Raw genomic sequence first — 13,284 nt, 5'->3', positions numbered from 1 at the left:
TCCTTGTGGGGCCTGGGGTCGCCGCCGGCTCGTGGCGCGGCGGCGGTGAGTGAACCGGCGTGTGACTTTCCGGATGGTATTTTTTACAATATCTTAAATGCAATGTGTGCAAATTGCAATAAATTGTGAAAAAACCACATGACACGTTAGAATCCCACACGCGCCGCCGCGGCGGCGCCGACGATCAATCCGGGATGCAGAAAGAAAACGATGAAGATATGCGTGGTGGGAGCCGGCGCCATCGGCGGCCTGTTGGCCGTCAAGCTGGCGCACAGCGGCCATGAAGTGAGCGTGGTGGTGCGCGGCGCCAATCTGGGCGCGGTGCGCGCCCACGGCATGCGGCTGCGGCTGCAGGATGGTAGCGAACTGTGCGCCAGGGTGCGGGCCAGCGACCGCATCGCCGAGCTGGGCCCGCAGGACGTGGTGATCCTGGCCATGAAGGCGCACCAGCTGCCGGCCGTCGCGGCCGAGATCGCACTGCTGCTGGGGCCGGACACCGTGATCGTCACCGCCCAGAACGGCGTACCGTGGTGGTATTTCCACAAACACGGCGGCGCGCACGAGGGCCAGCGGGTCGAGGCGGTCGATCCCGGCGGCGTGGTGTCGGCCGCGCTGCCGATCGAGCGCATCATCGGCTGCATCGTCTACCCCGCCTGCGACATGGTGGAACCGGGCGTGATCCGCCACCTCGAGGGCAACCGCTTTTCGCTGGGCGAACTGGACGGCGTCGCCACCGCGCGCATCCGCGCCCTGGCCGACGCCATGCGCGCGGCCGGTTTCAAGACGCCGATCAGCGCCGACATCCGCTCCGAGCTGTGGATCAAGCTGTGGGGCAACCTGAGCTTCAACCCGATCAGCGCGCTCAGCCACGCGACCCTGGCCGACATCTGCGCCTACGCCCCCAGCCGCGCGCTGGCGGCCGCCATGATGCGCGAGGCGCAAAGCATAGGCGAGCAACTGGGCGTGAACTTCAAGGTCACGCTGGAACAGCGCATCGACGGCGCGGCGGCGGTGGGCCAGCACAAGACCTCGATGTTGCAAGACCTGGAGGCGGGCCGGCCGCTGGAGCTGGCGGCCCTGGTCGGCAGCGTGCTCGACATGGCGCGCCTGACCGGCACGCCCGCCCCCACCATCAGCGCCGTGCATGCGCTGGCCTCGCTGCTGGCGCGCACCGTCCAGGCGCAGCAGGGCAGCCTGCGCATCCGCGCCGCCGGCGCTTAAACCACTTGCCCCCCTTTCCCCGCAACCCGACCCAGGAATCCCCCATGCCTATCTTGACCACCCTCGCCGACCTGCTGCTGGTGGGCGCCGACGACGCCACCGCCATCCATGCGCCGGGCGCCAGGCCGCTCAGCTACCGCGCCCTGCGCCAGCAGGTGGCGCAGGCCGTGGCCACGCTCAACCAGCTCGGCATCGGCCGCCAGGACCGCGTGGCGATCGTGTTGCCGAACGGCCCGGAGATGGCGACCGCCTTCATCAGCGTGGCCGCCGCCGCCTGCGCGGCGCCGCTCAATCCCGCCTATCGCGCCGACGAGTTCGAGTTTTATCTGGGCGACCTGCAAGCGAAGGCGCTGATCGTCGAACACGGCAGCGAGTCGGCGGCGCTGGCGGTGGCCGCCAAGCTCGGCATTCCGGTGCTGGAACTGCTGCCGGCCGACGCCGGCGCCGGCGCCTTCAGCCTGCGCGCGACTGCCGGCGCAGTGGCCGCCTGCGCGCCGGCGCCGGCCAGCGCGCCCGCCGCCGACGACCTGGCCCTGATCCTGCACACCTCGGGCACCACCTCGCGGCCGAAAATCGTGCCGCTCACCCAGGCCAACATCTGCGCCTCGGCCGGCAACGTCGGCGCCACGCTGCAGTTGACGCCGGGCGACATCGGCCTGAACATCATGCCGCTGTTCCACATCCACGGCCTGATCGCCGGCCTGCTGGCGCCGCTGGCCGCCGGCGGCACCGTGTTCTGCTCGCCCGGCTTCAATGCGCTGAAATTCTTTGGGTGGATGCAGGAGGCGCGGCCGACCTGGTACACGGCCGTGCCGACCATGCACCAGACCATCGTCGCGCGCGCGGCGCACAACCAGGCCATCATCGCCGCCCATCCGCTGCGTTTCCTGCGCTCGTCGTCGGCCTCCATGCCGCCACAGGTGATCGCCGAGCTCGAGGCGGTGTTCGGCGCGCCGCTGATCGAAGCCTACGGCATGACGGAGGCGGCGCACCAGATGGCCAGCAATCCGCTGCCGCCGGCCTTGCGCGTGCCGGGCTCGGTGGGCCTGGCGGCGGGCCCGCAGGTGGCCATCATGGACCAGCAGGGCCAGCTGCTGCCGGCCGGCGCCACCGGCGAGATCGTCATCCAGGGCGGCAACGTCACCGCCGGCTACGAGAACAACCCCAAGGCCAACGCGGAAGCCTATGTGGGCCGCTGGTTCCGCACCGGCGACCAGGGCGTGCTGGACCAGCAAGGCTATCTGCGCATCACCGGCCGCCTGAAGGAAATCATCAGCCGCGGCGGCGAGAAGATTTCGCCGCGCGAGGTCGACGAAATCCTGATGGACCATCCGGCGGTGCAGCAGGTGGTCACCTTCGGCATCCCGCACGACAAGCTGGGCGAGGACGTCGGCGCGGCCGTGGTGCTGCATCCCGGCCAGGAGGTCAGCGAGCAGGCCTTGCGCGCCTTCGTCGCGATCCGCCTGGCGGACTTCAAGGTGCCGCGCAAGATACTGTTCCTGGACGAGATCCCCAAGGGCGCGACCGGCAAGCTGCAGCGCATCGGCCTGGCGCAGAAGCTCGGCCTGGCGGGCTAGCCCGGCTTGCCGTCCACGCGGCGCTTGGCCAGGCGCGTTCGACGTGGCCGCCAGCGCGCGTCTGGCTGTCGCCGTCGATCCGGTGTTCGTCAAGCGGGTGGCTGCGTTGATCAAGTAGGCGGGGTTTGCGGCGGGGCCGGAAGGCGTCTAAAGATCGACATGAGACGCGGGACCAAACGTCTTGAAACTATGGCTTGAGCTTAAACCCCTCGTGACTTCCAACAAAGCCGAGGCGGGTGTAAAAACGATGCGCCTCCGCCCTGGTTTTATCGCTGGTCAGCTGAACCAAGCCACAATTGCGTTCACCAGCCAGCAGGATGGCTTGCTGCATAAGCCAATTACCGATTCCCTGCCCGCGCAAGCCACCATCAACGCGCACGGCTTCGATATTGGCTCGTAGCGCGCCACGACGGCTAAGTCCGGGTATGAATGTTAATTGCAACATCGCGATGACCCTTCCCGCCAGCTCGCCGACCAACAAGCACTGATTGATATCGCTATCGATTGCGTTGAAAGCCAGAACATAACAGGCTTCGCTACTGCCCATGGCTTCTCGATTTTTCCCTAAGGTGTCATCGGCCAATAGTTCCAACAATCGAGGCAAGTCCCCGATTCTGGCGCGGCGCGCGGATAATTCTTCATGATTAATCATTGATGGGGTCCGAGAAAATTGTAAGTCGATGAACCACGGCTGCTGGATGGCGCGCGCCACTGACCTTCGGGAGCAGATCAAGCGCGCTTCAGAAGCACGCTTCAGGGTCAGTTCTCCTCAGCTAGCCTAACGAGTATGCACGTGGGGGTGCGCCGCCGCGCTCCTTGTGGCAAAACCCCGATTTTCTCTTCGATTTTCCCCGATTTTTTCAAGCATCAGGCTATTTCCGGATTTGCCGATCCAAATTGGGAAAAGCCGAAGAAAATAGGAAGGAAAATAGGAGGTTCGCCACAAGGACCGCGCAGGCGTGCCCCACCCGGGCCCTCAGGTGCGCCGGATCACAACATGCGTTGCCTTTTCAGTTCCCACGAACTCGACGCATTCATACCCCAGCGCCCGCAGGTCCGCCCCTTCGAACAAGCGCTCGCCACTGCCCAGCAGAATCGGCGAGATCGCGATATGCAGCTCGTCGATAAGCCCCTCTTCAAGATACTGCCTGATCACGTCGGCTCCGCCGCCAATGCGCACGTCCAGGCCGTTCGCGGCTTCGCGGGCCCGGGAAAGCGCTTCGTGGATGCCGCCCGTGACGAAGTGGAATATCGTGCCGCCTTCCATCTGGATCGATGGCCGCGCATGATGGGTCAAGACAAAAACCGGGACGTGGTACGGCGGGTTATCGCCCCACCAGCCGTTCCAGTTCAAGTCGGGCCAAGGCCCACGTACCGGCCCGAACATGTTCCGCCCGAGAATCCACGCGCCGACGTTTTTAAATCCCCGCGCCGCAAAATCGTCGTCGACTCCGGTCGTGCCATCGCCCGCACCGTGGGCCTGCTGGAACGTGCGGGTTGGAATGAACCACTGGTGTAGCTCCTTGCCACCCACGCCGAGCGGTTCGTTGAGATCCTGATTCGGCCCCGCCCCATAGCCGTCGATAGAAATCGTGAAGCTTTCAACTCGAACTCGTGTCATTTTGATTCTCCATTCAAATCATCGTTCCGATGCTGCATGCCTGGCGCGTCGTCTGGCCGTCTGGCGAATCCACAATGTACATAAAAATCGGCTTTGCCCTTGGCACAGAACAGTTGGATGTCATTAATCCCCGCAGCCCGACACCGCGCAACCAATGCATTAATCAATTCCTCGCCAAGACCACGACGCTGATAGTCAGGATGAACAATCATCTCCGTAATGAAGGCATGGAGCTTGCCATCCGAAATGACGCGTGCGAAGCCAACCAATTGGTCAGCGTCATACGCGGCAAATGAAGCCCACGATGCCCGCAATGACGCTCCATAAAATTCGTCGCTCCGTTCGAGCGGCCCCCAACCCGTAGTGTCATAAAGCGCTTTAAACGCCGTAGCGTCTGGTGTCTCTGTAGAAAAAGTAAAGGTCATCTCATTATTCTCATTAGTTTTCTCGCTCAGCAGGTACGACTACGCAATGCGTTCGATCCTCGGCCGTTTGACCTTGCCTGCCTGATGCAAGTCATATTGCAGCTGCATGCCCGCCCACAGCTCTGGACTCGTGCCGAAGGCCGCGCCGAGCCGATATGCCATGTCCGGCGAAATGCCCGCCGCCCCGCTCACTATCCGTTGTAACGTCACGCGCCCCACACCCAGACGCGCAGCGACGTCCGTGATGGTCAGCTCCCCCAAGTACTCTCTCACCACCTCGCCCGGATGGGGCGGGTTATGCATCCTGGTCATGTAAAACCTCCGCAATTTCCATGGCAATCGAGACCGGATTACATAGGTTACATCAAATGAACGGATACGGATGTATCGAGTATCGGCACACGATACAAATGCGCTGACGCAGGCGGAAAGACAAGCCATATCAAGGAATTGCAAAACCGTGCCGACCTTCGTTGACGACACCATATCTAGTGCCCAACCTATGCAAACCAACTAGATATGAGATCAAGGAGCAAGCATGCAAGGATTAATTCACACCCGGATCATCAAGCGCGACGGCAGCGAGCAAGCCTTCACGCTGGCCAAGATCGAGACCGCACTGTTGCAAGCCGGCCGCGCCAGGAACGGGTGATCCGCACCGCGCTGTGCCGTCTGGCCGATCACCAGGCGCAGCGGGTCGAACGCCACGGGCGCAGGGGCCAGCGCCACAACATTCCGCCGGAGCGCAGCTTTGCGGAGAACTGGACCATCCTGGTCAACACCGGCGGCATCAACGCGGCGCGCGCGCCGACAAGCTGACGATACGGCGCGACCCGATGGTCGAGGCGCTGTTCGGCGCGGCCCGCCCGCGCAACGTGGCCGCCGATACGCCGCGTCCGGACTAGGGATGAGCTTCAACGTGGCGCCATGATTTTTGATTTTGTAATAACGTTCCGGTTTTGTCTGGGGAGTTAAGCATGAATGGAGACCAACGTACAAACAATGTGATCAGCTCGGTCGTGGAGCACGGCATCTGGCTGGCCAACTCGAAGGGGTCGGCCATCGCCTGGACGTATATGCAGACCTACCACGTGCCGCTCGAGGCGATACGCCGCGTGCTGGCCTACCCCGAAACGCGCCGGCAGCGGCCCGCCGTCTGCATACGCTAGCGATAGCGCGCCAAAATCCTGTCCAGCACGCCCGCATTGAGCAAGCGCGCTTGCGCGTTGCTCAGGTCGCGCAGCGTCACGCTGCTGTACTTTGGACGGGCGCAATACATGGCAAACCGGCTGACCACGACCGCAGTGAGGCGCAGTTTTTTCAGCGCCGGATTGGTCTTCTGTTGATACTCGAAGTCCAGGCTGCGCATGACCATGAAATCGGTGCGGCCGGCCACTTGCTTGAGCAACAGGGACGTCTCGTTGTTCGCATCGTCCCGCTTGGCGCGGCCATCGGCAAACAGCGGCTCCAGGCTGCGGTAGCTATAGCCGAGCACGGTCCCGACACGGGCGCCGGATAGCTCATCCATGCTGTCCAGTGGCCTGCCGTTGACCGGACCGACCAGGCGCTCCTCGACATCGAAAAACGGCGCCGGCCAGTCGTACTGCGCCACCTGTTCGCTGGTGAGCCAATCCGGACTGACAAAGCAGCGCAAATCCGCCAATTTCTGGACCACCGCCATATCCTGGCGCTTGCGGGGCAACAGCACGTAGGCGGGTGTCCTGCCGAGTTCCTTGGCCAGGGCGTCCTGCCAATCCTTGGTGATGCCGCCGGCCAATATCAAGCGCCCGTTCGCCCCCTGCTCCACCAGGCCAAACGGCATGGTGCGGTTCTCCAGCATGAGAAACCGGACCGGCGGCGCGGCGAGCGCCCGCTGCATGGCTACGGTGGACAATAAGACGCCGATCAGAAATTTACATCCATGCATTGAGAACCCGTCTGCCGATGGCGATATGTGCCGAAAACACACATTATCAACGTCCGCCCCGTGATTCAGTAGCGATATGCGGGGGCTGTTCCGCAAATGCCACATTTTGATCGTGCGGCGCCCGCCGATCTCGATGGCGATTTGGTGAATTTCGCAATTGCGAATTGATGGTGTTCATTGCACAATGTTGAAATGCGACAAAACACATTCCTCCATCACGCTGCCCTGCTGGCCACCGCGCTGGCCGCCCCGGTGGCCGCGGCGCAGTCGTACCAGGCGGACTACTTCACGCAGTTTCAGGCCAGCACAGCGATGGACATGGTGGCCCGCCTGCCCGGTTTTGTCTTCGATGCCGGGAATGCGTCGCGTGGTGTGGCCGGCAACGTGCTCATCAACGGAAAGCGCCCTGCTTCCAAAACCGATCCGCTCGGCGAAGTGCTGGGCCGTATCCCACTGGCCGCCGTTGAGCACATCGACGTGATCCATGGCGGCGCGGGCGGCATCGACATGCAGGGCTACCCGACCGTGGCCAACCTCCTGCTCAAGCAGATGGACCTGGCTACGGCCACCCTCAGCGCCTCGAGTTACCTGACGGCGGACGGCATCCACCAGCCCTCGCTCGATGGCAACTACAGCCTGACACACGGGGACAAGCGCATCAACGTCACGCTGACCAGGTCGCGGTCGCCGGATATGTCGCAAGGACAGGGACGCAGGACCACGCTGTACGCCAGCGCCGCCCCGGCCGCCGAGGTGACCATCGTGGGCGCCGGCATCGCCGAAAACAAGACGATGAAGCTGAACTATGGCCAGGATCTGCTGGACGGCCAACTGAGCTGGAACGCCACGGTCAATCCCTGGACCTACCACTCGCAAGCCCAGTACGACGCCGGGACGCGCTCGCTGGGCAGCAACGACAATGCCGGACGCACGCTGGAACAGGGATGGGGCTACACGCGCGAGCTGGCGCATGGCGCCAGCATGGATCTTAAGGCGACGCATCGGACGTCCGAGCTGAGCGCCGAGTCGACGTTTGCGGCGGGCGGCAGCCCATCGTATTCGGTCGCCAATTCCTCGGCCAACGAACAAGTCCTGGCGGGACAGCTGAGTTGGCGGGCGCTGGACGGCGTCACACTACGCGGCGGTGTTGAGCGGACCATCAACACCAATGACAACAGCAACACCTACCAGGCCAACGCCAATGCCGCGGTGTCGCCGTCCGGCAGCGCCTGGGTCCAGGAATCGCGCGTTGAAGGCCAGCTGTCTTCGGCATGGCAGGTCGACAGCTCGCTCAGTGCCGAGGCCGGCCTGAAGATCGAGCACTCCAGCTTGCGCATCGGCGCCGACCAGCCGGAGGCCAGGGCCTACATCTATCCCAAGCCGAGGTTGCGGCTGTCGTTGTCGCCGACCTCGTCGTTGCTGCTGCGCTTGCGCATGGAGCGCGAGGTCAGCCAGTTGAACTTCGGCGATGCCGCAGGCTATTTCGGCATCGCCGACAAGACGCTGCGGGCCGACTTGCCCGATCTGGTTCCGGCCAAGACCTGGCTGTGCGAAGGCGCGCTCGAATACCGCTTCTGGGAACGGGGTTCCGCCGTGTTGAGCTATACGCAATCGCGCATCAGCGACCTGGTCGACCGCATGCAGATCCGTACAGCGAACGCCAGCTACGACGCCGCCGGCAATATCGGCGACGCCAGCGCCGGCAACGTCACCGGCCTGCTCACGCTGCCGACCGACAGCTGGTCGCTGCCGCAGGGGCTGCTCAAGTTGTCGATGACCAGGCGCTCCTCGTCCGTCACCGACCCCACCACACTGGAGACACGCGCGCTGTCCGGCGAGCAGCCGCTGGCCTGGAGGATAGAGTTTTCGCAGGACTTGCCACGCCAGAGGACGGCCTGGGGCATGTCGCTCGACAATGGCTGGAGCAACGACAGCTGGCAGGTTGCCGAGCACGACACCAGCAATGGCACGGGCTGGGCCCGCGCGTTCGTCAACTACCGGCCGGCGGCCAACCTGATGGTGACGCTGGAATTGAACAACCTCGCCGGGCGCGTCGTCACCAATGACCGCACCCACTATGCCGGCGACCGCTTGGCCGGAGCCGTCGACTTCGTCGAGCACAACGTCACCCGCACCCAGCCATTCGCCATGCTGCGGGTCCGCAGGGATTGGTAGGCGGATCGGCCGGATATTAGCTCCAGCCTCAGAGCTTAGGCACCAAAGTATTGACCAGCTCAATCGCTGTGTGGCAAATGAGTTGCAGACCGGCACGGGTTTCCCGCAGTCGTTGCAGCTGAAAATCGAACCGCTGACGCTGAAAATCATCATCGCGGTAGTGCAATTCGGCTTGCAGGTCACGCAACTCGAGAAGTAATCCATTGTTCAACTCAGCGGCGGCCGGCATCGCGTCAGCCCACTCATAAGCCGCAATGATATCCGAGCGAAGTGCATCATCATCAATAAGAGTGAGGCGGTCTATCACTGAAGCATAGATAGGAAAGCGTGTTGCTTTTATAGGAAGTAATCTGTCAAAAATGTCGTTCTCTCCCAAAGAAAGAAGATGGTTCACATTCCCCATGGAGAATTTTTTCTGCAGCGCGACGAGTTCATCCTTGAGTGCTAGCCTGATCCTGCGAGCATCATCTTGGCGGCGTGTCTCTTCGCCTGATATGGCATCGACGCGCTGCTTGTACGGAACCCAAATAGCGATTGCTATCCCGATACCTGCGCTGATGGCTTGTGCCCACCCCGAGTTCAAGCTGCTCCATATCGGGAGCTTCCAAATCCAGAATATTGCAATAAATCCTGCGACAAGCACGATAAACGCCACCGCTACTACACCAATCCATTGCAAAAGACGATTCATAGGATACCTTACCAAAAAATAAATTCCTCACATGCTTTGCGATCTGAGCCGGTGTATCGCCACCACCAAGTCAACATCGCCGAACCCGCGCCACTATCGCTGAGAGTCAACAACTTATTCGATCGACTTGCCGGCCTTCGCCTTTGCCAGACATCGGACGGAAATTTCCCCGGCGACCAATGGCGGATTTCCTGCTTTGAAAAACTAGGGAAAATCCCCGAGTTGAAGTCTTCTCGCACTTTGAGGAAGACTCCGCCCGGCGGCGGACGTACTCGGGCGACCATTTGTGACGGGCCACAAACTGTGGGGTGACTGCAGCACCAAGCTGGCCCGCACATCGTTTGGTGTAGACGTAAAAAAAGCCCGCATGGCGGGCCTCATCAGCCTCACGGCCGTCAGTGGACGTATTTTGCAACCAGATAGGTTGCTCCAACCAGGGCAGTGCCGAACCCGCAAACGAATGTGACCAATTTCCACGTTTGCGAGTTGATCTCACTTTGCATCGCGACGCCCAGCTTGGCAATATCGGCGTTGGTCGCATAGTTGGACTTGATCACCGCGAGATCGATCTTCATCGCGGTAAGGTCAGCCTCCAATTTTTCGACACGTTTTTCCATGCCACCATCATCAGGCGGTTCGCCGCCCTTGTCAACCTGCCTTCCAAGCCTGTCGAGCAGCGAGAAATCAATTTTCTCCATCGGTCTGCCATTCCTTTTGCATAATCTTAATTGCCCCGTCGAGGAAACTCATTGTCTCACGAACTTTTTCCACAACGGGATCGCGCTCACTCCCCGGTGGGAGCTTTTCAGTAAGCTGCTGCACTGCATCCCCCAATGTTGCTATCGCCTTTGTAAGCTCGATCACAATTTTCTTCTCGTTGCTGTTCATGATCTACCGTATTGTTAAAACATAACTAATTGAATCTGCCCGCGCATCGGGTTGTGCGCGGGTTCCCCTCACAATACGCTGGCGTTTCAAAGATGCGGTATGCGTGAACCAGCGTTCAAGATGTCGACTATCGAAACAAGCGTTATCAGAATCGTGAGGCACGAAAAAACTTTAACAACAGTCTTTGTCTCCTCCTTCGATATCATCTCTAACATGCGGGTGATGATGTAGGCCGCAATCATTACGCCAAGCGCTGGAATCATTGTTTTTTCGGTGCGGCAAGGGCGTGCCGTTTCGCCAGTTGATTATAGGCATGATAGCAACTGAAAATCTCCCAAATTATCACCAACCGGTCTTGCACGCCGTCGCGCTTGAGCCACAGGACAGGCCGCCTAGCGCAAGTTGCCGGTGTGGCCCAACGAGTACCGGCCAGGTTGCGGCCATACGGTCAGGCCATGCGGCTCCTGGCCGACCTTGACCTGCCGCACGTCGCCGCTAGCGGTGTCGAAACGGTACACCACGTCGTCGAAACGACCGGACAGCCAGAGATATTTGCCGTCGGCACTGACGTTGCCCATATCGGGACTGCCGCCGCCAGGGACGGACCAATTGGCGAGCACCTTGTCGGTGGCGAAATCAACGACGCTCACGCTGCCCTTGCCCTTGCGCTTGCCGTGGATACGGTGGGTGCCGCGGTTCGCCACATACAGGCGCTTGCCATCCCGGCTAGGGTAGATTCCGTGCGTGCCTACGCCGGTCGGAATGAAGCCGATCTCCTTGAACGCCGCGCCGTCGACAACATGCAGGCCATCGGCTTCCATGTCGGCGATATAGAACTTGCTACCATCGGGCGAGATGCGTATGTCTTGCGGCATGCCTTTGGTGCTGGTGCAGATCTCAGCCTCAAGCGCCCCTGCGGACGTCTTCTCGGAATACCGCGCGGAAGGCATCTTGAGCTTCAGGTAGCCGCTCACCTTGCGGCCTTCCAGGTCGATCTTGGCGATGGTGCCGTCGAATTCGCAGGTGAACACGGCGTAGCGGCCGTCATTGGAAAAATCGGCGTGGTTGATGCCGCCGCAGGACGGCGTCTCGATCGAATACTGCAGCGCCATGGTCTTGGGATCGCGGAAGTCGAGGCGATGCAGCGCCTCGGCGACCACGATGGCGGATTTGCCGTCCGGCGTGAAGTACATATTGTACGGGTCATCCACCGGCACCGACGCTCCCGGCTTGCCGCTGAGCGGATCCACCGGCGTCAGGCTGCCCCGGTTGGTACGCTCGGCGTTGTTCGCCACCCAGAGCGTCCGCAGGTCGTGAGCGGGTACCACGTGCTGCGGGCCGATGCCCACCTTGAACTGGTCGACCACCTTGAGCGTCTCCGGATCGATGACATACACATCGTTCGAGCGCAGGTTGGGCACATAGACGCGCGCCAGGTGGTCCTTGACGACCGCGCTCATGCGGCCAGGCCCGGTGTCGCCGTAGACGTTCCTGGGATCGCTCAGCGGCGGCATGCCGGGCAAGGGGGAATAGGCGGCCATCGGGGCCGGCGCACTGGCCGCGGCCTCCGCCTTGGCGCCGGCGTGCTGGCCGTACAGGCCCGCGCCCGCCACGGTGAGTATGCCCAGGCCGGCGATGGCCAGGCGTCGAGCGCGGCGCCCGGTGTGTGCTGGGTTGTTGGTAGGCTTGCTGGTTTTCATAAGGTGCAGTCTCTATAGTCGATGCGGCGCCTGAGTGGCGCTTCGCTTAGTGATGGCGTTCTTGAAGGATGGTTTTGATCGCGCTGACCGATGCCTCGACTTGGCGTTGCACGCCCAGCCGCCCCAGTTCAGCGCTGGCGCGCGTGGCGTCACCGCGCACGCCATCAGCCACCCCGGGCTTGGGACCGTGAGCCATCGCATCGACGCGTACCATCGACGGCGCGGTGGCAAGCGTCAACGAGGCGTCGCTCAGCCCCGCGTGCAAGCCGATTTCAGCACTGCTGTAGCCTTGCTTCTTCAGATCGTCAATATACGCGGTCTGGGTGACATCGTAGTAATCGAGTAGCGCAAAGGCGCGGGCGGGATCGCTTTTGCCCCAGGCGCGGTTCAGCTTTTGCGCCACGCTTACCTCGTTTTGCTGATAGCCTCCATGGTCACCGATGAAGATGATGTCGCGAAAGCCGTGCTGACGAAAACTTGCCGCAGCCCCCTCAAGCAGGGCCTCGAAGGCTGCCGGCGGGATCGAAATGGTGCCGCTGAATCGCATGTGGCCGGCCGGTGGAGTGACCGCGCCTTCCGGCACATAGGACACCACCGGCGCGACCATCGTATTGCCGAGTTTCTGGGCAATCATGGCCGCGATGATCCCGGCGCGGACATTGTGTTTGCCGAGCGCGATGTAGGGACCGCTCTGCTCCACGCCGCCGATGGGGATCAGGATCGTGGTCGCGCCGTGTTCTATGCGACTGCGCAATTCCGTGCTGGTGAGCTCTTCCAACATGACGCTGGCGCCGCCCTGCCCCGCGCGCGCCACGCCTTCGCTGTGTTCGCCGGAAGTGGCCGCCATTACCGGCAGCGTCAGCAATGAAGCGGCGGCCACCAGGAGGCCGGCGCAATGGCCGGCACCGGTCAACATCCAGCCCCGCGTATTTTCATCATCCAACTTATCCCTCACAATACCTCACTCTGCAATGTAGAACTGCCTCGGCCGTCCAAGTATAGCGGCAGATGACAATTTTATGCGATCCGGCAGAGCAAGGCGTCATAAAGTTGTATGCG

Annotated in this window: 15 protein-coding genes; 5 read left to right on the top strand and 10 right to left on the bottom strand. The window is 61.9% G+C overall.

Going from position 1 to position 13,284, the window contains the following annotated elements; translation table 11 throughout:
* Nucleotides 1–210 precede the first annotated feature (210 nt).
* The gene (locus tag AC07OK_RS26330; RefSeq protein WP_494693030.1) at nt 211–1,221 is read left to right on the top strand and encodes a 2-dehydropantoate 2-reductase; all 1,011 of its coding nucleotides are present in this window, start codon (nt 211–213) and stop codon (nt 1,219–1,221) included.
* Between the two features lie 44 nt (nt 1,222–1,265).
* Nucleotides 1,266–2,798 (top strand): acyl--CoA ligase, encoded by a 1,533-nt coding sequence (locus AC07OK_RS26325; RefSeq protein WP_494693029.1) that lies wholly within the window; start codon nt 1,266–1,268, stop codon nt 2,796–2,798.
* A gap of 187 nt (nt 2,799–2,985) precedes the next feature.
* Here AC07OK_RS26325 and AC07OK_RS26320 read toward each other — a convergent pair whose 3' ends face one another.
* From AC07OK_RS26320 to AC07OK_RS26305, 4 genes are all read right to left on the bottom strand, one after another.
* Entirely contained in the window at nt 2,986–3,510 is a 525-nt protein-coding gene (locus tag AC07OK_RS26320) for a GNAT family N-acetyltransferase (RefSeq protein ID WP_494693028.1), read from the bottom strand.
* A gap of 264 nt (nt 3,511–3,774) precedes the next feature.
* The gene (locus tag AC07OK_RS26315) at nt 3,775–4,419 is read right to left on the bottom strand and encodes a dihydrofolate reductase family protein (protein ID WP_494693027.1); all 645 of its coding nucleotides are present in this window, start codon (nt 4,417–4,419) and stop codon (nt 3,775–3,777) included.
* Nucleotides 4,416–4,844 carry a GNAT family N-acetyltransferase gene (locus AC07OK_RS26310; protein ID WP_494693026.1) on the bottom strand — a complete coding sequence of 143 codons (429 nt, stop codon included), beginning with the start codon at nt 4,842–4,844 and terminating at the stop codon, nt 4,416–4,418. The genes AC07OK_RS26315 and AC07OK_RS26310 overlap by 4 nt, the downstream gene beginning before the upstream one ends.
* A 39-nt stretch (nt 4,845–4,883) precedes the next feature.
* Nucleotides 4,884–5,156 carry a HigA family addiction module antitoxin gene (locus tag AC07OK_RS26305; RefSeq protein ID WP_494693025.1) on the bottom strand — a complete coding sequence of 91 codons (273 nt, stop codon included), beginning with the start codon at nt 5,154–5,156 and terminating at the stop codon, nt 4,884–4,886.
* Nucleotides 5,157–5,492: 336 nt separating this feature from the next.
* Here AC07OK_RS26305 and AC07OK_RS26300 point away from each other — a divergent pair, with 336 nt between their 5' ends.
* Both AC07OK_RS26300 and AC07OK_RS26295 read left to right on the top strand, forming a co-directional pair.
* Nucleotides 5,493–5,663: a hypothetical protein gene (locus tag AC07OK_RS26300; RefSeq protein WP_494693024.1), complete on the top strand. Its 171-nt coding sequence runs from the start codon at nt 5,493–5,495 to the stop codon at nt 5,661–5,663.
* A 158-nt stretch (nt 5,664–5,821) separates the two neighbouring features.
* Nucleotides 5,822–6,013, top strand: coding sequence for a hypothetical protein (locus tag AC07OK_RS26295; RefSeq protein ID WP_494693023.1), 192 nt, complete (start codon nt 5,822–5,824; stop codon nt 6,011–6,013).
* Here AC07OK_RS26295 and AC07OK_RS26290 read toward each other — a convergent pair.
* Nucleotides 6,010–6,738: a substrate-binding periplasmic protein gene (locus tag AC07OK_RS26290; RefSeq protein ID WP_494693022.1), complete on the bottom strand. Its 729-nt coding sequence runs from the start codon at nt 6,736–6,738 to the stop codon at nt 6,010–6,012. The genes AC07OK_RS26295 and AC07OK_RS26290 overlap by 4 nt on opposite strands.
* Before the next feature lie 225 nt (nt 6,739–6,963).
* On the opposite strand from AC07OK_RS26290, the gene AC07OK_RS26285 reads away from it, so the two are divergent.
* On the top strand, nt 6,964–8,946 hold the full coding sequence (locus AC07OK_RS26285) for a TonB-dependent receptor (protein ID WP_494693021.1): 1,983 nt from the start codon (nt 6,964–6,966) through the stop codon (nt 8,944–8,946).
* Nucleotides 8,947–8,974: 28 nt separating this feature from the next.
* On the opposite strand, the gene AC07OK_RS26280 is transcribed toward AC07OK_RS26285, so the two are convergent.
* The 5 genes from AC07OK_RS26280 to AC07OK_RS26260 all read right to left on the bottom strand — a co-directional run bounded on the left by AC07OK_RS26280 (nt 8,975) and on the right by AC07OK_RS26260 (nt 13,168).
* Entirely contained in the window at nt 8,975–9,637 is a 663-nt protein-coding gene (locus tag AC07OK_RS26280) for a hypothetical protein (RefSeq protein WP_494693020.1), read from the bottom strand.
* Between the two features lie 395 nt (nt 9,638–10,032).
* Complete coding sequence (locus AC07OK_RS26275) at nt 10,033–10,335, bottom strand: hypothetical protein (protein ID WP_494693019.1); 303 nt, start codon at nt 10,333–10,335, stop codon at nt 10,033–10,035.
* Complete coding sequence (locus tag AC07OK_RS26270) at nt 10,322–10,525, bottom strand: hypothetical protein (RefSeq protein WP_494693018.1); 204 nt, start codon at nt 10,523–10,525, stop codon at nt 10,322–10,324. Before AC07OK_RS26270 ends, AC07OK_RS26275 begins: the two co-directional genes overlap by 14 nt.
* 392 nt (nt 10,526–10,917) lie before the next feature.
* Nucleotides 10,918–12,225 (bottom strand): YncE family protein, encoded by a 1,308-nt coding sequence (locus AC07OK_RS26265; protein ID WP_494693017.1) that lies wholly within the window; start codon nt 12,223–12,225, stop codon nt 10,918–10,920.
* A 46-nt stretch (nt 12,226–12,271) separates the two neighbouring features.
* Complete coding sequence (locus AC07OK_RS26260) at nt 12,272–13,168, bottom strand: creatininase family protein (protein WP_494693016.1); 897 nt, start codon at nt 13,166–13,168, stop codon at nt 12,272–12,274.
* Nucleotides 13,169–13,284: the final 116 nt, after the last annotated feature.

The sequence above is a fragment of the Duganella sp. GW821-FHT07G03 genome, assembly GCF_059418605.1.
Note: the sequence above shows the minus strand (reverse complement) of the source record. Positions and strands in the feature narration are given on the sequence as shown.

Bases quoted from the DNA above. Each gene is read 5' to 3' on its own strand.
- AC07OK_RS26330 (WP_494693030.1), top strand. From the start codon at position 211: ATGAAGATATGCGTGGTGGGAGCCGGCGCCATCGGCGGCCTGTTGGCC.
- AC07OK_RS26325 (WP_494693029.1), top strand. From the start codon at position 1,266: ATGCCTATCTTGACCACCCTCGCCGACCTGCTGCTGGTGGGCGCCGAC.
- AC07OK_RS26315 (WP_494693027.1), bottom strand. From the start codon at position 4,419: ATGACACGAGTTCGAGTTGAAAGCTTCACGATTTCTATCGACGGCTAT.
- AC07OK_RS26310 (WP_494693026.1), bottom strand. From the start codon at position 4,844: ATGACCTTTACTTTTTCTACAGAGACACCAGACGCTACGGCGTTTAAA.
- AC07OK_RS26305 (WP_494693025.1), bottom strand. From the start codon at position 5,156: ATGACCAGGATGCATAACCCGCCCCATCCGGGCGAGGTGGTGAGAGAG.
- AC07OK_RS26295 (WP_494693023.1), top strand. From the start codon at position 5,822: ATGAATGGAGACCAACGTACAAACAATGTGATCAGCTCGGTCGTGGAG.
- AC07OK_RS26285 (WP_494693021.1), top strand. From the start codon at position 6,964: ATGCGACAAAACACATTCCTCCATCACGCTGCCCTGCTGGCCACCGCG.
- AC07OK_RS26280 (WP_494693020.1), bottom strand. From the start codon at position 9,637: ATGAATCGTCTTTTGCAATGGATTGGTGTAGTAGCGGTGGCGTTTATC.
- AC07OK_RS26275 (WP_494693019.1), bottom strand. From the start codon at position 10,335: ATGGAGAAAATTGATTTCTCGCTGCTCGACAGGCTTGGAAGGCAGGTT.
- AC07OK_RS26270 (WP_494693018.1), bottom strand. From the start codon at position 10,525: ATGAACAGCAACGAGAAGAAAATTGTGATCGAGCTTACAAAGGCGATA.
- AC07OK_RS26265 (WP_494693017.1), bottom strand. From the start codon at position 12,225: ATGAAAACCAGCAAGCCTACCAACAACCCAGCACACACCGGGCGCCGC.